The sequence below is a fragment of the Bradyrhizobium sp. SUTN9-2 genome (assembly GCF_003122645.1).
Taxonomy (GTDB): domain Bacteria; phylum Pseudomonadota; class Alphaproteobacteria; order Rhizobiales; family Xanthobacteraceae; genus Bradyrhizobium; species Bradyrhizobium yuanmingense.
On the sequence record NZ_LAXE01000001.1, the window covers coordinates 3,387,924 to 3,406,660 of the forward strand.

The following is an 18,737-nucleotide window of genomic DNA, read 5'->3' on the forward strand; positions in this document are numbered from 1 at the left end:
GATGTAGTCCTCGCCGCGCGCGAGCGCCCGCGGGCAGCTCTCGCAGCGTTCGCGCACCGGCGTGTAGGAGGTCGAAGCGCCGTGGCGCACCGAGACCAGATAGCCTTCGCCGACGAAGATGTGGGTCTCGCCAAAGGCAATGCGCCCCTCGATCAATTGCGCGGTGCGCGCGACGATGAACAGGGCCTCGCCATATTGCTCGATCTTCGGCCGTTGATGGGCGTGGTTGGCGTCCTCGATCGCGAGGTCGTGCAGGTCGAACTGCTTCTGCACCGCGCCGAGCAGCGCCATGTCGGGCTCGTGCAGCCCGATCCACACGACATGGCCGGGCTTGGCTCGCCAGCTCGAGGCCTCGCTGATGGCGATATTGGCCACCCGGCGGCCGTCGACATAAGCGCCGGCGGCGACCACGCCCTCGGCGGATACTGCTTCGGCGAGAGATGCGGGCAGCGACGGGACGTTCATGGCTTCAATCCCGGTCAAATCGAGCGGCCAAAGGCGCGTGGCTATGGCCTGTGTACAAGGACGCTCCGCAACGCTAGCACTGGTAAAATCCCCGTCAAATGGTTATGTCTGTTCGCGAATTGGCCCGTTGGCCAGCTTCGATTCCCAGCCGCGTCGGAACCCTGCCATGAAAGCCGCCATCCTCGTCTTTCCCGGAATCAACCGCGAGCGCGACATGGCGCGCGCGTTGAGGCTGATCTCCGGCAGCGAGCCCGCGATGGTCTGGCACGCCGAGACCTCGCTGCCATCAGGCACCGATCTCGTCGTCGTGCCCGGCGGTTTCTCCTACGGCGATTATCTGCGCTGTGGCGCGATTGCGGCGCGTGCGCCGGTGATGGATGCGGTGCGCGACTATGCGGCCAAGGGCGGCCTCGTGCTCGGTGTCTGCAACGGTTTTCAGATCCTCTGCGAGTCCGGCCTCTTGCCGGGCGTGCTGATGCGCAACGCGCGGCTGAAATTCATCTGCCGCGACGTGCATCTGCGCGTCGAGCGTTCCGACACGCCGTTCACCCGCGGCTACAATGCCGGCCAGGTGATCCGCGTGCCGGTCGCCCATGGCGAGGGCAATTACGAGGCGGACGAAGAGACCATCAAGCGGCTCGAAGGCGAGGGGCGGGTGCTCTATCGCTATTGCTCCGCTGCCGGCGAAGTCGACGATTTCAACAACATCAACGGCGCCGCGCATTCGATCGCCGGCATCGTCAACGACCGGGGCAACGTGCTCGGCATGATGCCGCATCCGGAAAACCACGTCGAAGACATCATGGGCTGCACCGATGGTCGCGGCTTGTTCGCCGGTCTCGCCCAGCATCTGGAAAAAGCCGCGTGATTTCGCGCGTCGTGAAGCGTGCTCTCGCCGCGATCGCGGCGCTGGCGTTCGCGACATTTTCGGTAGCGACTTGCGCATCCGCGCAGGATTATCCCAAGCGTCCCATCACCATGATCGTGCCGTTCGCGGCCGGCGGCACCTCGGACGTGATCGCGCGCGCGGTGGCCGAGCAGATGGGCATCGCGCTCGGCCAGACCATCGTGATCGAGAATGTTGCCGGTGCCGGCGGTTCGACCGCGCTGGCGCGGGCCTCCCGTGCCGAGGCCGATGGTTATACGATTGCGATCGGCAATGCCGGCACCAATGCCGCGACCTACACGATCTATCCAAAACTGCCGTTCACGCCTGATTCCTTCGTGCCGATCGCGATGGTGGCGAAGACCTTCGGCATCATCGCGCTGCGCAAGGACTTTCCGGCGAAGGACCTGAAAGAGTTCATCGCCTATGCCAAGGCCAATCCGGGCAAGATCAATCTCGGCCATGCCGGCGTCGGCTCCTCGAACTATCTGATCTGCAAAAGCTTCGTCACAGCAGCCGGGATCGACGCGACGCTGATCGGCTATCGCGGCGCCGCGCCTGCGCTGACCGACGCGGTCGGTGGCCAGATCGACGGCGTCTGCGACGCGGCCGCCTCGGTGTCGCAGTCGATCAACGACAAGCTGGTGAAGGGCCTCGTGGTCGGCTCGACCGTTCGGCTCTCAACGCTGCCGGATCTGCCGACCTCGGCGGAAGCGGGCCTGCCCGAGTTCGAGGCACAAGGCTGGAACGGCCTGTTCGCGCCCAAGGGCACGCCGCAGGCCGTCATCGCCAAGCTGAATGCCGCGGCGCGCACAGCCGTCGAGACCGAAGCGGTGAAGAAGCGCTTCGCCGACCTGTCGACCGTCGCCCCCGATGCCGACGAACACGCGCCCGACGTGCTGCAAAAGCTCGTGACGCGCGACGTCGAAAAGTACCGCAAGATGCTGGCGGACGACGCCAACAAGTAGCCTGGCCAAGTTGCCTGCCGGCGGCCGGTGTATGGCCGCCCGGAAGCTTACTGGAGCACAGGAATGCGGGCGATGACCTTGATCTCGAAGTCGAAGCCGGCCAGCCAGTTCACGCCGACGGCCGTCCAGTTCGGATAGGGCGGCTCGCCAATCTCTTCGGCGCGAACGGCCATCACCGTCTCGATCTGGCTCGCCGGATCGGTGTGGAACGTGGTGACATCGACGACATCGTCCAGCGTGCATCCACCAGCGGCGAGCACGGCACGCAAATTGGCGAACGCGCGTCGGACCTGGTCCTCGAACACCGGTTCGGGTGAGCCGTCCTCGCGGCTGCCGACCTGCCCCGACACGAACAGCAGGTCACCGGAGCGGATCGCTGCGGAGTAGCGATGCACTTGGTAGAGCGCGTGGCGGTTGGCGGGGAAGATTGCCTCTCGCTGGGGCATGGCAGGAGCCTTTCAATCGATTGGTGGAGGCGGCTGGAGCGTGGGCGCTCCAGGGGTGGCGCATCACGGGGGTTTCAGATACGGTTCGTATGTGAGCCATAGTTCACATACGAGGCGTATGTCAAGAGGGTAAGGGGCATGGCGAAAGGAAAGCGCGCCGAGGCCATGGCGGAAAATCGGGCCAAGCTCATCCGCGCCGCGCGCGCGGCATTTGCCACGCAGGGCTATGCGGACGCATCGATGGACGAGCTCACGGCCGCCGTCGGTCTGACGCGGGGCGCGCTCTATCACAACTTCGAGGACAAGAAGGGGCTGCTCTGGGCCGTCGTCGAGCAGATCGATGGTGAAATGGCGGAGCGGCTCCGCATCGTCCGGGAGCAAGCGCCGAGCCCTTGGCTGGGCCTGCTCGCGGAGGGAAGCGCCTATATCGAGATGGCGCTCGAACCCGAGATCCAGCGCATCATGCTTCTGGATGGACCTGCGGTGCTCGGCGATCCCTCCAAATGGCCCGGCGAGAACGCCTGTCTCGAGATCACCATGCGCACGATCCGCGCGCTGATCGAGGAGGGAATCGTGAAGCCGGTCGACGTCGAAGCGGCGGGGCGGTTGCTGAACGGGGCTGCACTCAGCGCCGCCTTGTGGGTCGCGGCAGCCGACAATCCCAAGAGCGTGATGAACAAGGCCGTTGATGCGTTTCGAGCGCTGGCGAGCGGATTGCTACGCGAGGCGCGTGAACCCGCCTAGGTTTTGCGACGACTGACTCCTCGTCACCATTACGGCGCGCGTTCGGGTTCGCTGAATTTTGCCGGTTGAAGCAACTCAAAGTTGTATCGGCTCGATTGCGATATCAGGAGGCCGGCTGTCGTTGTGCTTTCCGGATGTCACATGCCCGTTGCTTTGGTCGTTCTGCTGCTCGATCTCACGCTGATCTATCACGCCTCGCGAACCGGACGGTTGCGGCCCTGGGCCTTCATCATCCTGCTGGTGCCGATGATGGGTGCGATCGCCTATATCGCGGTCGAGCTCATTCCCGAATGGTTTTCCAGCCCCGGCGCGCGGCAGGCGCGCCAGCGTGTCGCCAATCGCCTCGATCCGGAGAAGCGCTATCGCGAGCTGTCCGACCGGCTGGCCGGCACCGACACCATCGCCAACCGCGCGGCGCTGGCGGAAGAGTGCGCGAATATCGGCCGGTTCGGCGAAGCGGAAGAGCATTATGATCACATCCTGAAGCTGCCGATGGGCCACGATCCCGCCTACGCGCTGCGCAGGGCGCAGGCGCAATTTGCCGCCAGCCGCCCGGCCGATGCGCTGGCGACGCTGGACGATCTGCAGAAGCAATGGCCCGATTTCGATTCCGCCGACGCGCATCTGCTCTACGCCCGCGCGCTCGCCGAGGTCGGACGTGTCGACGAGGCGCTGGAGGAATATCACGCGCTCGCCGACTACTTCCCCGGCGCCGAGGCGCGGGTGCGCTACGGCATGCTGCTGCAAACGGTCGGCCGCACCGCAGAGGCGCGCATGGTCTTCAACGAGCTCCTGATCCAGATGCGGCGCGCGCCGAAATATCTGCGCAAGGCGCAGGCCGAGTGGCTGTCGATCGCGGAGAAGCAGTTGTCGGCGTGAGGAGTCCGGCCCGCGTGAGTTGTTTTGATGCCTTGGGCGATTCCTTTTGATTGTTCGGCCCACATTTGAGAGAACGTTGTGCCCGCTAACGTCGCCGAGCGGCGTCGTCATTCGCAGCAACGCCAGGAAGCATGCAACATGGTGAGTGATACAAACGTCCGGGCTGGTCAGTGCCATTGCGGGGCGGTGCGTTTCGAGGCGTCGCTGAGTGACGGTTTCAATTCGATCCGCCGCTGCACCTGCTCTTACTGCCGGATGCGCGGTGCGGTCGTCGTCATGGCGGAGATGGGCGGCATCAAGTTCCTGAAGGGCGAGGATGCGCTGACGAGCTACCGCTTCCATACCGGAACAGCGCAGCATTTCTTCTGTTCCCGCTGCGGAATCTACACGCATCATCAGCGTCGATCGGACCAGAATCTGTATGCTGTCAACGTGGCTTGCCTCGACGGGGTAAGTCCGTTCGATTTTCCTGAGGTGCCCGTCATGGACGGTGTCAATCACACCAACGACACAGGAAAACTGACGCGCCGTGCAGGTACCCTCCGCTTTATTTCGGCGGATTGACCATCGCCGTCGGCTACCGCCACTTCAACCGCTCCGCCGGCACCGTCATCGCCGCAACACCGGCCATCACCAGCAATAACCCCAGTGCGAGGTTCGACGGCACGCTCTCGCCGAGCAGCAGCACCGAGAGGCCGACGCCGATCGGAATGCGCAAATAGCCTTGGGCGTTGGTCGTCAGCGTGCCGAGCCGGCCGAGGCAGACGTAGAACAACATCAGGCCGAGCGCGCTCGAGACGATGCCCATGATGATGGTGGCGACGATCGCGGTCGGCGTTGGTTGCAGGGTCCAGGGCTGGTCGATCAGCAGTGAGGGCGGCAGCAGCACGAGGCCGCCGAATAGTAGCGATCCCGCCGCGACCACCATCGGATCGTATTCGGACAGGCGAAGGCCGAAGATCGTCGCGCAGGCAAAGGAGATGGTGGCGAGCAGGATCGCGATCTCTGCCACGATCTCGCTACCGAGCCCGCGCAGTGCGTCGAGGCCGACGATGGCGACGGTACCGGCAAGGCCGAGGATCGCGCCCGCGAGCTTGAGCAGCGTCGCCGGCTCGTGCCGCGTGATCAGCGAGGTGATCAGGAAGGCGAAGATCGGCGTCGTCGAAGCCAGCACCACCGTGTTCGACGCCGGCACGTATTGCTGCGACCAGGTGATGACCAGAAACGGAAAGGTCGAGTTGATCAGCTGCTGGGTCGCAAACAGCTTCCACGCCTTCACGTCGGTCGGCAGCTTGACGCCGCGCATCCGCAGGATCGCGAACAGAAAGAGGAACGCGATCAGCGAGCGCGCCGAGATGAAGGTGATGGGTGGGATCGTGGGAAGCGCCAGCTTGGTCAGCGGATAGGTCGAGCTCCAGCAGCAGGCGAGCGCCAGCAGCAACGCATAATCGCGCCAGTTGCGTGCGCCGGTGGCGATGGACGGCAATTGCGTTGATGCGGCCGCCGTCGCGCGACCCGCCTCGGATGTGCTCTGCGGCACCTTGTTCTTGCTCCCCGGCGCCAAAGCGCTTGGTGGGAAGTCTGGGCGAGGGCGCGCGAAAAGGGAAGGCGTCGAGCTATGCGTTTGGGTGCGGGAGCGCCTTCCGCTTCATCCGCTTGATCGTGCCGGAAAAGGTGAGCAGCACGCGCTCGCCGGACATCATCTTGCCGCGCAGGAAGATCAGCGAGCCGCCGGCGCGGGTGACCTCGCCGGTGCATTCGATCAGTTCGCCCTCGCGTGCCGCATCGAGGAATTCGCAGGCGAAGTTGGTCGTCACCGCCCGGCTGTCCAGGACATGGGTGGCGATCGCAAACAGGGAGTAGTCGGCAAAGGCCATGTAGCAGCCGCCATGGACGTTGCCGGAGCCATTGAGGTGCTTCTTCTCGACGCGGAAGGCGCTACGGACGCTCCCGTCCGCTTCGATCCGGTGCCAGAAGGGGCCGACATGGGACTCAAAACTGTCGCGAATCCAGGTCCGCCAGCCCACAAATTCGCCCTCGGTGGCGACATGGAGGTCGGGGCGGCGCGGCGGGGGCGCTTTGGTCAATTCGTGCAAGGAAATAGGCCTTCAATTGCGGGTCTTTAGACCTTAAATCCGATCCGACCGCGCCGTGCAATTCCCGTTCCCGCCGGCCCTGCCGGCGCAAAACGTGGGACAGCGGGAAAATGCGCCATAAAGGGCTTTTCGAAGCCGTCCGATGTTCCTAAGAACGGCCAAACCGCCGCCGAAAGCCTCGAATCCATGAAGAACGAACCCAAGATCACCCCGGAACTGGTTGCCGCCCACGGGCTCAAGCCCGACGAGTATGAGCGCATCCTGAAGCTGATTGGGCGGGAGCCGACCTTCACCGAGCTCGGCATCTTCTCGGCGATGTGGAACGAGCATTGCTCCTACAAATCCTCGCGCATCCATCTGCGCGGCCTGCCAACCAAGGCGCCCTGGGTGATCCAGGGCCCCGGCGAGAATGCCGGCGTGATCGACATCGGCGACGGCCAGGCTGTGGTCTTCAAGATGGAGAGCCACAACCATCCGAGCTATATCGAGCCTTATCAGGGCGCGACCACCGGCGTCGGCGGCATTTTGCGCGACGTCTTCACCATGGGCGCGCGCCCGATCGCCTGCCTCAATGCGCTGAGCTTCGGCGCGCCCGAGCATCCGAAGACGCGGCATCTCGTCTCCGGCGTGGTGGCGGGCGTCGGCGGCTACGGCAATTCCTTCGGCGTGCCGACGGTCGGCGGCCAGGTGCGCTTCCACACCCGCTACGACGGCAACATCCTCGTCAACGCCATGGCGGTAGGCCTCGCCGACGCCGACAAGATCTTCTATGCGGCGGCCTCCGGCGTGAACATGCCGATCGTCTATTTGGGCTCCAAGACCGGCCGCGACGGCATCCACGGTGCCTCGATGGCCTCGGCCGAGTTCGACGACAAGTCCGAGGAGAAGCGCCCGACCGTGCAGGTCGGCGATCCCTTCGCCGAGAAGCTGCTGCTCGAGGCCTGCCTCGAGATCATGGAAAAGGGCTGCGTCATCGCGATCCAGGACATGGGCGCAGCGGGCCTGACCTGCTCGGCGGTGGAGATGGGCGCCAAGGGCGACCTCGGCGTCGACCTCGACCTTGATGCGGTGCCGACTCGCGAGACCGGCATGAGCGCCTACGAGATGATGCTCTCGGAGAGCCAGGAGCGCATGCTCATGGTGCTCAAGCCCGAGAAGGAGAAGGAGGCCGAGGCGATCTTCAAGAAGTGGGGCCTCGACTTCGCCGTGGTCGGCTACACGACGCCGAGCAAGCGCTTCGTGGTCAAGCATGGCGGCGACGTCATGGCCGATTTGCCGATCAAGGAGCTCGGCGACGAGGCGCCGGTCTATGACCGCCCGCACGTCGCCTCGGCCGCGCTGCCGGTCGTGCATGCCCGCGACGTGCCGGCGCCGATGGGCCTTGGCCTTGCGCTGGAGAAGCTGATCGGCACGCCTGACATGTGCTCCAAACGCTGGGTCTGGGAACAGTACGACCACGTCATCCTCGGCAACACCATGCAGCGTCCCGGCGGCGACGCCGCCGTGGTGCGCGTGCAGGACGGGCCGAAGGGCCTGGCGCTCACCGTCGACGTCACGCCGCGCTATTGCGAGGCCGATCCTTATCAAGGCGGGATGCAGGCGGTCGCGGAAGCCTGGCGCAACATCACCGCGGTCGGCGGCAAGCCGCTCGCGATCACCGACAATCTCAACTTCGGCAACCCTGAAAGGCCCGAGATCATGGGCCAGTTCGTCGGCTGCCTCAAGGGCATCTCGGAAGCCTGCCGCACGCTGGACTTCCCGGTCGTGTCCGGCAACGTCTCGCTCTACAACGAGACCAACGGCCGCGCGATCCTGCCGACGCCCTCGATCGGCGGTGTCGGCCTGCTCGACGATTTCACCAAGTCGGCGTCGCTCGCCTTCAAGGCCGAGGGCGAGGCGATCCTCTTAATCGGCGAGACCCATGGCTGGCTCGGCCAATCCGTCTATCTGCGCGACATCTGCGGCCGCGAGGAGGGCGCGCCGCCGCCGGTCGATCTCGCGGCCGAGAAGCGCAACGGCGATTGCGTGCGCGGCATGATCCATGCGGGCACCGCGACCGCCGTGCATGATTTGTCGGACGGCGGCCTCCTGATCGCGCTGGCCGAGATGGCGATGGCGGGCGGCATCGGCGCCAAGCTGCTGGCGGCACCGACTGCGCTGGTGCCGCAGGCCTATTGGTTCGGCGAGGACCAGGCGCGCTATCTCGTCACCGTGCCGGAAACCGAAGCCGGCCGCGTGCTCGCCAAGATGCGCGGCTGCGAGGTGCCCTGCGTGCGGATCGGCACCACCGGCGGCGATGCCATCGCGATCGCGGGCGAGGCGCCGGTTACGATCGACAGCTTGCGCAAGTCGTTCGAGCGCTGGCTGCCGGAATATATGGGTGGGAAGGCGGCATAAGGCGCTGCCACAAATCAGATCTGTAGCCCGAATGGAGCGTAAGCGTAATCCGGGACCGCTATCACTTGTGGCGAGGTCCCGGATTGCGCTGCGCTCCATCCGGGCTACGGACCGAGAGACCGTGCCTCACAACACGCGTGACGCGCCCGGGATCTGCCGCAACGCGCGCGTCAGCGCCCAGCTCGCCGCGACAGTCAGTACAAAGCCGATCGTAGCCTTGACGATCGCCGGCAGGTCATAGTCGAACAGCCAGTATTGCAGCCACAGCGCGATCGGATAGTGCACCAGGAACATGCCGAACGCGTCGCCCTGCATTGGATCGAGCAGCCTGGCTGAGCCTGATTGCTTGAACCTCTGGAAAAGGGCCAGGATCAGAAACATGATGGCCACGCTGAAGACGGTGAAGCAGATGGCATACAGCGCTTCATACCAGTCCGGCAGCGGCGACGGGTTGCCCAGTATTTCGCGCTTGATGAAGATCAGCCCCCACAACAGGCAATACGGAACGATCGCGAGGACCATCCAGTCCCAGCTGACCTTTGCCATGCGGCCGTCGACAGAGAGCAGCCCACGATCCATTTGCGCAACGCCGATGCCGGCACCGAAAAAGAAATAGGTCGCGTACAGCATCACGCGCCCGTGCTGGACCGAGAACGGCCCGAACTCGAACCAGCTGCTGTGTCCGTAGTGAACCAGCCCGGGAATGTAGAACGCGGCGGTGACCGCCAGCATGACCGCAAAGAACACGGCGGGCCGGCGGCGACCATGTAGCGAGAGGCGATTGATCGGATCGAGCAGGTTGGGTGACAGCCGGTACAAAAGGCAGGCAACCAGGTCGAAGGCGAACAAGACCCACAGGAACCAGATCGGCCCGCTCGGCCACGGGCCCTTCGTGACCATATTCCACCAGAATTCCGCAAAACCGATCTCGGGATGGTGCCGCAGGGAGATCGCGTAATAGGCGAGCGGAATGACTGTAAAGGCGCAGATCGCGAAGGGTAGGCCAAGCCGAAGCAGGCGATCTGCCAAATAGCTCCGGACTCCCTTCCGGGCGATGCCAGACCAGGCGAACAGTCCCGACAGGAAGAAGAACATCGCCATGAAGAAGCTGTCGGTGGCGAGCACGATCATGTCGAAGCCGAAGAAATAACTCGGATCGGTATGCCCGAAATAGGTATAGGGGATCACCGCGTGATGCAGCAGCACCACCAGAGTGAGGAAGGTGCGGGCGCGATCGATCGCCAGATTGCGCACCTTGCTCGTGGGCGCGGCATGCACCTCCGCGCCGATCGTCGCTGAATGTGACATCGTCATCGTGGCCGCCCCGATCCTGACCTCGGCTGGACTGTGCCGCCGGGAACTCGATTCAGCAAGGGCCGTTTGTCCGGAGGTCGCCCCCGACTACCTCTAGGAACCAGTTCCTCGCAGCAATGTTAGCGTTCGCCGAAAACAGCGTAGGCCGTGAGACGCGGCAGTTCGGAGCTGGCGATGTCGATCCTGAAATGGGCCCTGATCTTCCTACTTGTCTCGATCGTGGCCGGCGTGCTCGGCTTCACCGGAATCTCGGCCGCCTCCGCCGATATCGCGCGCTTCCTGTTCTACGTCTTCGTGGCGATCTTCCTGGTGCTGCTGATACTGGGACTCACGATCTTCAGGACGTAGCTGATTCAGCCCTCTCCGCCGTCATGGCCAGGCTTGACCCGGCCATCCACGCCTTACCGCGTACAGAACGTGGATGCCCGGGCATGACGATTGGGGGTTGCGGCGCCTATCCCACTTCCTCGATCTTCACCTTGTCCGGATAGAACGCGAGATGGCCTGAAATCTCCGTCATCGCGGGGAAGGGTGTCTCGTAGGTCCAGATCGCGTTGTCCAGCGTCTTGCCGTCCGCCTTGACGCTGTAATAGTTCGCGTCTCCCTTGTAGGGGCAATGGGTGACACGGTCGGTACGCTCCAACAGGGCCATGTTGGCGTCCTCCCGCGGTACATATTGCACTGCCGGATATCTGGCCTCTTTCAAGGTCAGCGCCTTGCTGGTCTCGGCGATCACGATGGCGCCCGCCGTGACGCGGACGCGCCGGGGATTTGGGGTGATGGTGATCGGGTGGTCGGGCCCTGGAAGCTTCATGATTTCACGCCTTTTCGATCAATCTGCCGCGCGCGGCACTTTGTCGTGCCTTTGTCCTGATGGGATCAGGGATATAGTGCCGGAAGGCGTGACGTAGAAGGCCGTTCACGCTAAGTTTGACCTTGCCGGCGAGGGGACCCCCGGCAGCGATTCGATGATGAGGCTGTTTGCAGCCGAGATAAGGAGCAAGACCCGAATGCCCATGGACGCCCACGATATCGAGGCGATGATCAAGGCAGCGATCCCCGATGCCGAGGTGACCATCCGTGACCTCGCCGGCGACGGCGACCACTATGCCGCGACCGTGATCTCGGAATCCTTCCGTGGCAAATCGCGCGTCCAGCAGCACCAGATCGTCTACCAGTCCCTGCGTGGCCAGATGGGCGGCGTGCTGCACGCGCTGGCGCTGCAAACCGGCGTGCCAGGTAACTGACGAAGCTGCACCTGACCTGACCAGCGCCACGAGGGGACGATGATGGCTGCGGACAATCCGCACGGCGCGATGTTCCGCGTCATTGTGCCGAACCAGCACAGCCGCGTCACTTTCGTCGAGCTGTTCTTCGACCTTGTCTTCGTCTTCGCCGTCACGCAGATATCGCACACGCTGCTGCACCATTTCACGCCGCTCGGCGCCGTGCACGTCGCGGTGCTGTTTCTCGCGGTGTGGTGGCTGTGGGTTTTCACCGCCTGGGTTACCAACTGGCTCAATCCCGAGCTGACCCCGGTCCGGCTCCTGCTCTTTGCGATGATGTTGGGCGGCCTCGTGCTGTCGACCACGATCCCGACCGCCTTCGAGGGCCGTGGCCTGTGGTTCGCTATTGCCTATGCGGCCATGCAGGTGGGGCGTACCGCGTTCTGGCTGCTCGCAACGCCGCTGCATCGAACAGCGGTGCGGCATAACGCAATCCGCATCCTGACCTGGCTGTCGATCTCCGCGGCGTTGTGGATCGCGGGCGGCCTGGCCGAGGGCGAGAGGCGGCTATGGCTGTGGATCGCGGCGGTTACCTGGGAATACATCTCGCCGGCCGCGCGGTTCTGGGTGCCGAAGCTGGGCTTTTCTTCCGTTGAGGCCTGGGCGGTCGAAGGCGGCCATATGGCCGAGCGTTGCGGTCTATTCGTCATCATCGCGCTCGGCGAGGCCATTATCGTCAACGGCGCGACCTTCGCTGAACTGGAGTGGACCGCGAGCAACATTCTCGCCTTCGTCTCAGCGCTGGTCGGCGCCATCGCGATGTGGTGGATCTATTTCCACAAGGGCGCGGAGGCCGGCTTGGAGCGGATCTCGAAGTCAAGCGAGTCCGGCCGCCTGGCGCGGCTCGCCTACACCTATCTGCATATGCCGATCATCGCCGGCATCATACTGACCGCGGTCTCGGACGAACTGGTGCTGAAGCATCCGTCCGGCCATTCCGACGCCCGCACGGTTCTGAGCACGATCGGCGGCCCGCTGGTGTTTCTGATCGGCACCATCCTGTTCAAGCACGCGGTCCGCGGCTTCCTCCAGCTCTCGCACGGCATCGGCATCATCCTGCTGCTGGTGCTGTGGTGGTTCGCGTCGGAACTGTCGCCGCTGTGGCTGTCAATGGCGACGAGCGCCATCTTAATCGTGGTGGCGGTGTGGGAGTCGGTGTCGCTGGGGTCGAAGGTGGAGGAGGCCGGGGAGCATTGAAGCCCGGCCTTACTCCGCGACCTCCAGCGCGTGCACCGAGAACATCTTCGCCGCATCCGTCCAGCTCTCGCGGACCCGCCAGCCCGCGCCCTGGGCCAGCGCGGCAAAACGCGCGATGCTGTATTTGTAGCTGTTCTCTGTGTGGATGCTTTCGCCCGGGCGGAACGAGAAGCTGGTGCCCAGCAGGCGCACGGTCTGGCTCTTCCTGCTGATCAGGTGCATCTCGATGCGGTGCCGCTCGCGGTTGTAGATCGCGCGATGGGTGAAGGCGGACAGGTCGAAATTGCCGCCGAGCTCGCGGTTGATGCGCACCAGCACATTGAGGTTGAAGCGCGCGGTGACGCCGGCCGCATCGTTGTAGGCGTCGAAGAGGATCCGCTCGTCCTTCTCGAGATCGGCGCCGATGATCATCTGCGCGCCCTTGCCGAGGATCTTGCGCGCGCTTTTCAGGAAGGCCTGCGCTTCCTGCGGCTCGAAATTGCCGATGGTGGAGCCGGGGAAGAAGCCGACCTTCGGCATGGATGCAACCTGCTTGGGCAGCTCGAACGGCGTCGTGAAATCGGCCGCCACCGGATAGATGCCGAGCGCCGGGAAATCCCGCTTCAGGCCGCTCGCCTGTGCCTTCAGGAAGTCGCCGGAGATGTCGACGGGGACATAGGCTGCGAATTTGCACTGATCGAGCAGCAGGCGCACCTTCGTGGTCGCGCCGGCGCCGAACTCGACCAGCGCGGCGTGCTCCGGGATGATGCTTGCGATCTCGCTTCCGCGCTCCTTCAGGATCGATAGCTCGGTGCGCGTCGGATAATATTCCGGCAGCTTGGTGATCGCCTCGAACAGCTCCGATCCGGTCGCGTCGTAGAAGTATTTCGGCGACAGCTTTTTCGGCTGCTGCGAGAGGTCCTCGATGGCCTCGCGGGCAAAGGCGGTGGTCTGCTCGTCGGGAAGATGGGCCTCGGCCAAAGCGCTGGCGTGCACATTCATGATACTCTCCTGAACGCGCTGTCCGGCGCGCATCTGTCGTCGGAATACTTAGTCGTAATCGGCAAGCCGCAACCCGGTGAACTGCCAGCGGTGGTGCGGATAGAAGAAGTTGCGATAGGTGGTACGACTGTGGCCCTGCGGAGTTGCAAGCGAGGAGCCGCGCAGCACCAGCTGGTTGACCATGAACTTGCCGTTGTACTCGCCGAGCGCGCCTTCGACGGCGCGATAGCCGGGGTAGGGCGCGTAGGAGCTGCGGGTCCATTGCCAGACGAGGCCGAAGGCGTCGTTGAGCTGGCCAGCGCGGGCCGCGACCTCCCATTCCATCTCGGTCGGCAGGTGTTTTCCGGACCAGCGCGCGAACGCATCCGCTTCGTAATAGCTGATGTGGCAGACCGGCGCGTCCGGATCGACCGGCTTGAGGCCGGCCAGCGTCATCACCTGCCATGCGCCGTCGACCTCGCGCCAATAGCCGGGGGCTTGCCAGTCTTCCTTGCTGGCCGCGGCAAAGCCGTCCATCAGCCACAGGGTTGCGGTCCGGTAGCCGCCGTCCTGCATGAAGGCGAGCCACTCGGCATTGGTGACCAGATTGCGGGCGATCCTGACCGGGCCGACCAGGGCGCGGTGCGCCGGCTTCTCGTTGTCGAAATGAAAGCCGTCGTCGACATGGCCGACGGTGTGGATGCCTTCGTTCAGCGTCAGCCAGTCATCGCCGCCGCGCGTTGCGGCCGGGAAGCGCCAGGCCGGGTCATACGCCGGATAGATCGGGTTCTGTGCAAAGGCATGCAGGATGTCGGTGAACATCAGCTCCTGATGCTGCTGCTCGTGATTGAGCCCGACCTCGACCAGCGGCGCGATTGCGCGGAGCTTGTCCGCGCCCGCCTCGCGGAAGAATTTGCTGACGGCCGTATCGACGTATTTGCGATAGGCGCCGACCTCGTCGGCGCTGGGGCGGGTGATGTCGCCGCGATGATTGCGAGCATGTCGCGGGCCGGCGCTGACGTAGTAGGAATTGAACAGGAACGCGAAATCGGGGTGGAAGGGCCGGTAGCCCGCAGCATGCTCGCCGAGCAGGAATTGCTCCCAGAACCAGGTCGTATGGGCCCGGTGCCATTTGGTCGGGCTGGCATCCGGCATGGACTGGATCTGCTGGTCCTCGGGCGACAGCGGTGCGGCCCGGCGTTCGGTCTCATTGCGGACAGTCGAGAACGCCGCTTCCAGCCGCTGGGCGAGTTCGTCCTCGCGGGAGGACGGTGACGAACGCAGGGAGGCCGTGGCTGAGGCTTGTTTCGTCACGTTTTTCTCCAGACAGGACAAGAGAACGTTGTTCGCACGACCCGGTTCCATGAACAGGGTTCGTCCTAGATAGGGGCTCCGTTACGGTATGAAAGTCCTCTGCGGCGATGATATTGATGTCATCAGCCTATGGACCCGGCTGGGGTCAATCCGGCCGCGGGGACCCGTCGCCGCCATTTTACTTTGGATGCACAACGGTTTGGGCTACATATATGGGCAGGTATCGGGTTAAATCGGCTGAGCCGGCCCGAAGCAATTGGTGAGGGCTCTGCCCCAGAAGGACACGGATATGAGCATCGCGGAATTCATCGACAATGAAGTGAAGTCGAACGACGTGGTTCTGTTCATGAAGGGGACGCCGCAATTTCCGCAGTGCGGTTTCTCCGGCCAGGTGGTCCAGATCCTCGACCATATCGGTGTCGGCTATAAGGGCCTCAACGTTCTCGAATCCGCCGAGCTGCGCAACGGCATCAAGGAATATTCGAACTGGCCGACCATCCCGCAGCTCTATGTGAAGGGCGAGTTCATCGGCGGCTGCGACATCGTCCGCGAGATGTTCCAGGCCGGCGAATTGCAGCAGCTCTTCTCCGAGAAGGGCGTCGTCGTCGCGGCCTGACACGTGACCGTGCTGACGCGCCGGATTGGCGGCGCGGAGCTCGAGGTCATCGTCGCCGATATCACCACACTCGGCGTTGACGCCATCGTCAACGCCGCGAACACGTCGCTCCTTGGCGGGGGCGGCGTGGATGGCGCGATCCATGACGCCGCTGGTCCCGAGCTTCTCGCCGAATGTCAGACGCTCGGGGGATGCCCGACCGGCGATGCCAAGATCACGAAGGGCTATCGTCTGCCCGCCCGATACGTGATCCATGCCGTCGGTCCGGTCTGGCACGGCGGCACTCGCGGCGAGGCGGCGGCACTTCGTTCCTGTTACCGCCGTGCGCTGGAGCTCTCCCAGGCCAATGGGCTGACTTCGCTGGCGTTCTCCGCGATCTCGACCGGCGTATATCGTTTTCCTGCCGACCAGGCGGCAAAGATCGCGGTCCATGCCGCCATCGAAGCCCTGCCTGCTGCGCCGCTGGTTGCGCACGTCATATTTTGTTGTTTCTCGGAGGCAAGCGCCGCCCTCCATTCGGATGTCTTGGCGCGGTACGGCAGCCCTTGTGCCTGATGACGCGGTCGGTACACTCCGAGGCGCTATGTTCCGGGGAGGGGATATGATTTCACAATTTGGACTGCGTGCGCTCGCCTGCGGCGCGTTGGTGTCGCTTGCCGCGATCTCGCCGGCGCGCGCGGAGGGCACTTACGAGATTCCGACCGGCGCACGTTTCAACCAGGAGAAGCTCGGCAGGATCACCGAGTTCTTCAAGAACGAGGTTGCGACGGGCAAGATCGCCGGTGCAAACGTGCTGATCCAGCAGCATGGCAAGCCGGTCTATCACGAAGTCTTCGGCGTTCAGGACGTGGTCAGCAAGGCTCCGATCACGGACAAGACCATCTTCCGCCTGTTCTCGATGACCAAGGCGATCACTGCGGTGGTCTCGATGCAATTGGTCGAGGAGGGCAAGATCAAGCTGGACGATCCCGTCTCGAAATACATTCCCTCCTTCGCCAATGTGAAGGTCGGTGTCGAGAAGAAGGCGGAGGACGGCACGAAATCGCTCGAGCTGGTGCCGCCGAAGCGGCCGATGACCGTGCACGATCTGATGACGCACACCTCGGGCATCACCTACGGCTTCTACGGCGACAGCCTGGTCCGCAAGGCCTATCGCGAGGCCAACATCTATGCCGGCGACTTCGATCTGGCCGAGTTCGCCGAACGCATCGCCAAGCTGCCGTTGCACAACCAGCCGGGCGCGCTCTGGCAATACGGCCACTCGACCGACGTGCTGGCGCGTGTGATGGAGGTCGCCGCCGGCAAGCCGCTGATCGACATCATGCGCGAGAAGCTGCTCGATCCTCTCGGCATGGTCGATACCGGCTTCTTGGTCACGGACCCCGCGAAGCAGAAGCTTCTGGCCCAGCCCGTGCCGAACGATGCCGATTTCCGCGTCGGCCGCATCAATGATCCGACGGTCGTCAAGAAGATCCAGTTCGCCAGCGGCGGCATGGTCACGACCATGGCGGATTACAGGCGCTTTTCGCAGATGCTGCTCAATGGCGGCAGTCTCGACGGCAAGACCATCCTCAAGCCCGAGACGTTCAAGCTGATGACCACTGATCAGGTCGGCCCCGGCTCCGGCGTCGAGCGCGACTATTTCTATTTCCCCGGCGACGGCTTTGGCTTCGGCCTCGGGCTTGCGGTCCGTACCGAGCCCGGCAATGCCAAGCCGCCGCCGCCCGGCAACCTCGGCGAACTCAAATGGGACGGCGCCTCCGGCTGCTATTTCGTGATCGACCCCAAGCAGGACATGTTCTTCGTGCTGCTGGAGCAGACCCCGAGCGAGCGCCAGCGCGTGCAGCGGACATTGAAGCAGCTGGTTTATGAAGCCATGGAGAAGTGACATGAACGGGCGCCGCGCGCTGTTCGCGGCGCTCGTTCTTTTGTTCGGCGCCGTAAGTGCGCGGGCGGGCTCGGAGGGCCGCGCGCACAGATTCACGCCCGAAGGCCTGGCAAAAGTCTCCGACTACATCAGGAATGAGATCGCGACCGGCAAATTTCCGGGAGCGATACTGCTGCTCCAGCAACACGGCAAGCCGGTCTACTCCGAGAATTTCGGCGTCCGCGACGTCGCGACCCAACTTTCGATGAGTGCGGACACGATCTTCCGCCTCTATTCGATGACCAAGCCGATCACCTCGGTCCTGGCGATGATGCTGGTCGAGGAGGGTAAGCTTGCGATCAGCGATCCCGTCTCGAAATACATTCCGGCCTTTGCCGGCATGAAGGTCGGCGTCGAGAAGAAGGCCGAGGACGACAAGGTCTCGCTGGAGCTGGAGCCGCTCAAACGTCCGGTGACGATCGAGGATTTGATGCGGCATACCGCCGGGATCCCTTACGGCTATTATGGCGGGGACCTGGTGAACAAGCTATATGCCGACGCCGGACTGTTCGACAGGAATTCGACCAATGCCGAATTCGTCGCGAAGATCACCACGCTTCCGCTCGCCGAACAGCCCGGCACGATCTGGGACTACGGCCACTCCACCGACGTGCTCGGGCGCATCATCGAGGTGATCTCGGGGACATCGCTGCTCGAGTTCGCGAAGACGCGGCTGCTCGATCCACTCGGGATGAAGGACACGGCGTTCTACGTCGCCGATCCCGCCAAATGGCCGCGCATCGCCGAGCCGATGCCGCAGGATCGGGCGATCAGCCCGATCACGCAGGTTCGCGATATCAGGAAACCGCTGCGATGGGAGTCGGGCGGCGGCGGCCTCGTCGGCACGGTCGGCGATTATGCCCGCTTCTCGCAAATGCTGCTCAACGGCGGCACGCTTGAAGGTCGACGTTATCTGAAGCGGGAAACCATCGCCTTGATGGCGAGGGATCATATCGGTCCCGAAACCCGCGTCGAGCGCGACAAGCACTACTATCCGGGTGAGACCAGCGGCTACGGCCTCGGCTTCGCCGTACGTACCGCAGTGCCGCCGGGCACGAACTGGCCGCTTGGCGAATATCGCTGGGACGGCGTTGGCGGCACCTTCTTCTTCATCGATCCCGAAGACGACCTGTTCGGAATCTTCATGGTGCAGACCCCCTCGCAGCGCGGCCGGATCCAGCTCGAGCTGAAGACGCTGATCTATCAGGCGATGGGGCGGTGAGACCTCTCCCCCTTTGCGTA

At 63.9% G+C, this 18,737-nt stretch carries 21 protein-coding genes; 13 read left to right on the forward strand and 8 right to left on the reverse strand.

The window, feature by feature from the left end:
• The coding region (locus tag XF30_RS15515; RefSeq protein WP_283811139.1) for a CorA family divalent cation transporter at positions 1 to 465 on the reverse strand (465 nt) is incomplete at its 3' end.
• 166 nt (positions 466 to 631) lie between these two features.
• Here XF30_RS15515 and purQ point away from each other — a divergent pair.
• Both purQ and XF30_RS15525 read left to right on the forward strand, forming a co-directional pair.
• Entirely contained in the window at positions 632 to 1,333 is a 702-nt protein-coding gene (gene purQ / locus XF30_RS15520) for a phosphoribosylformylglycinamidine synthase subunit PurQ (protein ID WP_109143222.1), read from the forward strand.
• Positions 1,330 to 2,319, forward strand: coding sequence for a tripartite tricarboxylate transporter substrate binding protein BugD (locus XF30_RS15525; protein WP_109143223.1), 990 nt, complete (start codon positions 1,330 to 1,332; stop codon positions 2,317 to 2,319). The genes purQ and XF30_RS15525 overlap by 4 nt, the downstream gene beginning before the upstream one ends.
• Before the next feature lie 47 nt (positions 2,320 to 2,366).
• Here the strand turns inward: XF30_RS15525 and XF30_RS15530 are convergent, their stop codons facing one another.
• Positions 2,367 to 2,765: a RidA family protein gene (locus tag XF30_RS15530; protein WP_109143224.1), complete on the reverse strand. Its 399-nt coding sequence runs from the start codon at positions 2,763 to 2,765 to the stop codon at positions 2,367 to 2,369.
• Positions 2,766 to 2,903: 138 nt separating this feature from the next.
• On the opposite strand from XF30_RS15530, the gene XF30_RS15535 reads away from it, so the two are divergent.
• From XF30_RS15535 to XF30_RS15545, 3 genes are all read left to right on the forward strand, one after another.
• Entirely contained in the window at positions 2,904 to 3,509 is a 606-nt protein-coding gene (locus XF30_RS15535) for a TetR/AcrR family transcriptional regulator (protein WP_109143225.1), read from the forward strand.
• A 141-nt stretch (positions 3,510 to 3,650) separates the two neighbouring features.
• Positions 3,651 to 4,388: a tetratricopeptide repeat protein gene (locus tag XF30_RS15540; protein ID WP_109143226.1), complete on the forward strand. Its 738-nt coding sequence runs from the start codon at positions 3,651 to 3,653 to the stop codon at positions 4,386 to 4,388.
• A 138-nt stretch (positions 4,389 to 4,526) separates the two neighbouring features.
• Positions 4,527 to 4,952: a GFA family protein gene (locus XF30_RS15545; protein WP_109143227.1), complete on the forward strand. Its 426-nt coding sequence runs from the start codon at positions 4,527 to 4,529 to the stop codon at positions 4,950 to 4,952.
• Between the two features lie 13 nt (positions 4,953 to 4,965).
• Here the strand turns inward: XF30_RS15545 and XF30_RS15550 are convergent, their stop codons facing one another.
• Positions 4,966 to 5,928, reverse strand: a complete 963-nt coding sequence (locus XF30_RS15550) for a DMT family transporter (protein ID WP_109145727.1) — start codon at positions 5,926 to 5,928, stop codon at positions 4,966 to 4,968.
• A 76-nt stretch (positions 5,929 to 6,004) separates the two neighbouring features.
• Positions 6,005 to 6,484, reverse strand: a complete 480-nt coding sequence (locus tag XF30_RS15555) for a PaaI family thioesterase (protein ID WP_036027836.1) — start codon at positions 6,482 to 6,484, stop codon at positions 6,005 to 6,007.
• A 186-nt stretch (positions 6,485 to 6,670) separates the two neighbouring features.
• Here XF30_RS15555 and purL point away from each other — a divergent pair, with 186 nt between their 5' ends.
• Positions 6,671 to 8,881 carry a phosphoribosylformylglycinamidine synthase subunit PurL gene (gene purL, locus XF30_RS15560; protein WP_109143228.1) on the forward strand — a complete coding sequence of 737 codons (2,211 nt, stop codon included), beginning with the start codon at positions 6,671 to 6,673 and terminating at the stop codon, positions 8,879 to 8,881.
• A gap of 126 nt (positions 8,882 to 9,007) precedes the next feature.
• On the opposite strand, the gene XF30_RS15565 is transcribed toward purL, so the two are convergent.
• Positions 9,008 to 10,195: an acyltransferase family protein gene (locus XF30_RS15565; RefSeq protein WP_085972307.1), complete on the reverse strand. Its 1,188-nt coding sequence runs from the start codon at positions 10,193 to 10,195 to the stop codon at positions 9,008 to 9,010.
• A 174-nt stretch (positions 10,196 to 10,369) separates the two neighbouring features.
• Here XF30_RS15565 and XF30_RS15570 point away from each other — a divergent pair, with 174 nt between their 5' ends.
• Positions 10,370 to 10,543, forward strand: coding sequence for a DUF1328 domain-containing protein (locus XF30_RS15570; protein WP_036012969.1), 174 nt, complete (start codon positions 10,370 to 10,372; stop codon positions 10,541 to 10,543).
• A 106-nt stretch (positions 10,544 to 10,649) separates the two neighbouring features.
• Here XF30_RS15570 and XF30_RS15575 read toward each other — a convergent pair whose 3' ends face one another.
• Positions 10,650 to 11,009 carry a DUF427 domain-containing protein gene (locus tag XF30_RS15575; protein WP_109143229.1) on the reverse strand — a complete coding sequence of 120 codons (360 nt, stop codon included), beginning with the start codon at positions 11,007 to 11,009 and terminating at the stop codon, positions 10,650 to 10,652.
• Between the two features lie 196 nt (positions 11,010 to 11,205).
• On the opposite strand from XF30_RS15575, the gene XF30_RS15580 reads away from it, so the two are divergent.
• Positions 11,206 to 11,442 (forward strand): BolA family protein, encoded by a 237-nt coding sequence (locus XF30_RS15580; protein ID WP_036012929.1) that lies wholly within the window; start codon positions 11,206 to 11,208, stop codon positions 11,440 to 11,442.
• A 42-nt stretch (positions 11,443 to 11,484) separates the two neighbouring features.
• Positions 11,485 to 12,678 (forward strand): low temperature requirement protein A, encoded by a 1,194-nt coding sequence (locus XF30_RS15585; RefSeq protein WP_192893417.1) that lies wholly within the window; start codon positions 11,485 to 11,487, stop codon positions 12,676 to 12,678.
• Positions 12,679 to 12,687: 9 nt separating this feature from the next.
• On the opposite strand, the gene egtD is transcribed toward XF30_RS15585, so the two are convergent.
• Positions 12,688 to 13,659, reverse strand: a complete 972-nt coding sequence (gene egtD, locus XF30_RS15590) for an L-histidine N(alpha)-methyltransferase (protein WP_192893154.1) — start codon at positions 13,657 to 13,659, stop codon at positions 12,688 to 12,690.
• A 48-nt stretch (positions 13,660 to 13,707) separates the two neighbouring features.
• Positions 13,708 to 15,003 (reverse strand): ergothioneine biosynthesis protein EgtB, encoded by a 1,296-nt coding sequence (egtB, locus tag XF30_RS15595; RefSeq protein WP_192893155.1) that lies wholly within the window; start codon positions 15,001 to 15,003, stop codon positions 13,708 to 13,710.
• Positions 15,004 to 15,241: 238 nt separating this feature from the next.
• Here egtB and grxD point away from each other — a divergent pair, with 238 nt between their 5' ends.
• Genes grxD through XF30_RS15615 form a run of 4 tightly spaced genes read left to right on the forward strand, consistent with a single transcriptional unit; the run spans position 15,242 to position 18,717 of the window.
• The gene (grxD, locus tag XF30_RS15600) at positions 15,242 to 15,568 is read left to right on the forward strand and encodes a Grx4 family monothiol glutaredoxin (RefSeq protein ID WP_018647423.1); all 327 of its coding nucleotides are present in this window, start codon (positions 15,242 to 15,244) and stop codon (positions 15,566 to 15,568) included.
• A gap of 3 nt (positions 15,569 to 15,571) precedes the next feature.
• A complete protein-coding gene (locus XF30_RS15605) occupies positions 15,572 to 16,123 on the forward strand; it encodes an O-acetyl-ADP-ribose deacetylase (RefSeq protein WP_109143232.1) in 552 nt (183 codons plus the stop codon).
• Positions 16,124 to 16,169: 46 nt separating this feature from the next.
• Positions 16,170 to 17,456 (forward strand): serine hydrolase domain-containing protein, encoded by a 1,287-nt coding sequence (locus XF30_RS15610; RefSeq protein WP_192893156.1) that lies wholly within the window; start codon positions 16,170 to 16,172, stop codon positions 17,454 to 17,456.
• Between the two features lies 1 nt (position 17,457).
• On the forward strand, positions 17,458 to 18,717 hold the full coding sequence (locus XF30_RS15615; protein ID WP_192893157.1) for a serine hydrolase domain-containing protein: 1,260 nt from the start codon (positions 17,458 to 17,460) through the stop codon (positions 18,715 to 18,717).
• The last annotated feature ends 20 nt before the right edge of the window (positions 18,718 to 18,737 follow it).

Coding starts and splice junctions, on each gene's coding strand:
- purQ (WP_109143222.1), top strand. CDS start 632: ATGAAAGCCGCCATCCTCGTCTTTCCCGGAATCAACCGCGAGCGCGAC.
- XF30_RS15530 (WP_109143224.1), bottom strand. CDS start 2,765: ATGCCCCAGCGAGAGGCAATCTTCCCCGCCAACCGCCACGCGCTCTAC.
- XF30_RS15535 (WP_109143225.1), top strand. CDS start 2,904: ATGGCGAAAGGAAAGCGCGCCGAGGCCATGGCGGAAAATCGGGCCAAG.
- XF30_RS15540 (WP_109143226.1), top strand. CDS start 3,651: ATGCCCGTTGCTTTGGTCGTTCTGCTGCTCGATCTCACGCTGATCTAT.
- XF30_RS15545 (WP_109143227.1), top strand. CDS start 4,527: ATGGTGAGTGATACAAACGTCCGGGCTGGTCAGTGCCATTGCGGGGCG.
- purL (WP_109143228.1), top strand. CDS start 6,671: ATGAAGAACGAACCCAAGATCACCCCGGAACTGGTTGCCGCCCACGGG.
- XF30_RS15565 (WP_085972307.1), bottom strand. CDS start 10,195: ATGACGATGTCACATTCAGCGACGATCGGCGCGGAGGTGCATGCCGCG.
- XF30_RS15570 (WP_036012969.1), top strand. CDS start 10,370: ATGTCGATCCTGAAATGGGCCCTGATCTTCCTACTTGTCTCGATCGTG.
- XF30_RS15575 (WP_109143229.1), bottom strand. CDS start 11,009: ATGAAGCTTCCAGGGCCCGACCACCCGATCACCATCACCCCAAATCCC.
- XF30_RS15580 (WP_036012929.1), top strand. CDS start 11,206: ATGCCCATGGACGCCCACGATATCGAGGCGATGATCAAGGCAGCGATC.
- XF30_RS15585 (WP_192893417.1), top strand. CDS start 11,485: ATGGCTGCGGACAATCCGCACGGCGCGATGTTCCGCGTCATTGTGCCG.
- egtD (WP_192893154.1), bottom strand. CDS start 13,659: ATGAATGTGCACGCCAGCGCTTTGGCCGAGGCCCATCTTCCCGACGAG.
- egtB (WP_192893155.1), bottom strand. CDS start 15,003: ATGGAACCGGGTCGTGCGAACAACGTTCTCTTGTCCTGTCTGGAGAAA.
- grxD (WP_018647423.1), top strand. CDS start 15,242: ATGAGCATCGCGGAATTCATCGACAATGAAGTGAAGTCGAACGACGTG.
- XF30_RS15610 (WP_192893156.1), top strand. CDS start 16,170: ATGATTTCACAATTTGGACTGCGTGCGCTCGCCTGCGGCGCGTTGGTG.
- XF30_RS15615 (WP_192893157.1), top strand. CDS start 17,458: ATGAACGGGCGCCGCGCGCTGTTCGCGGCGCTCGTTCTTTTGTTCGGC.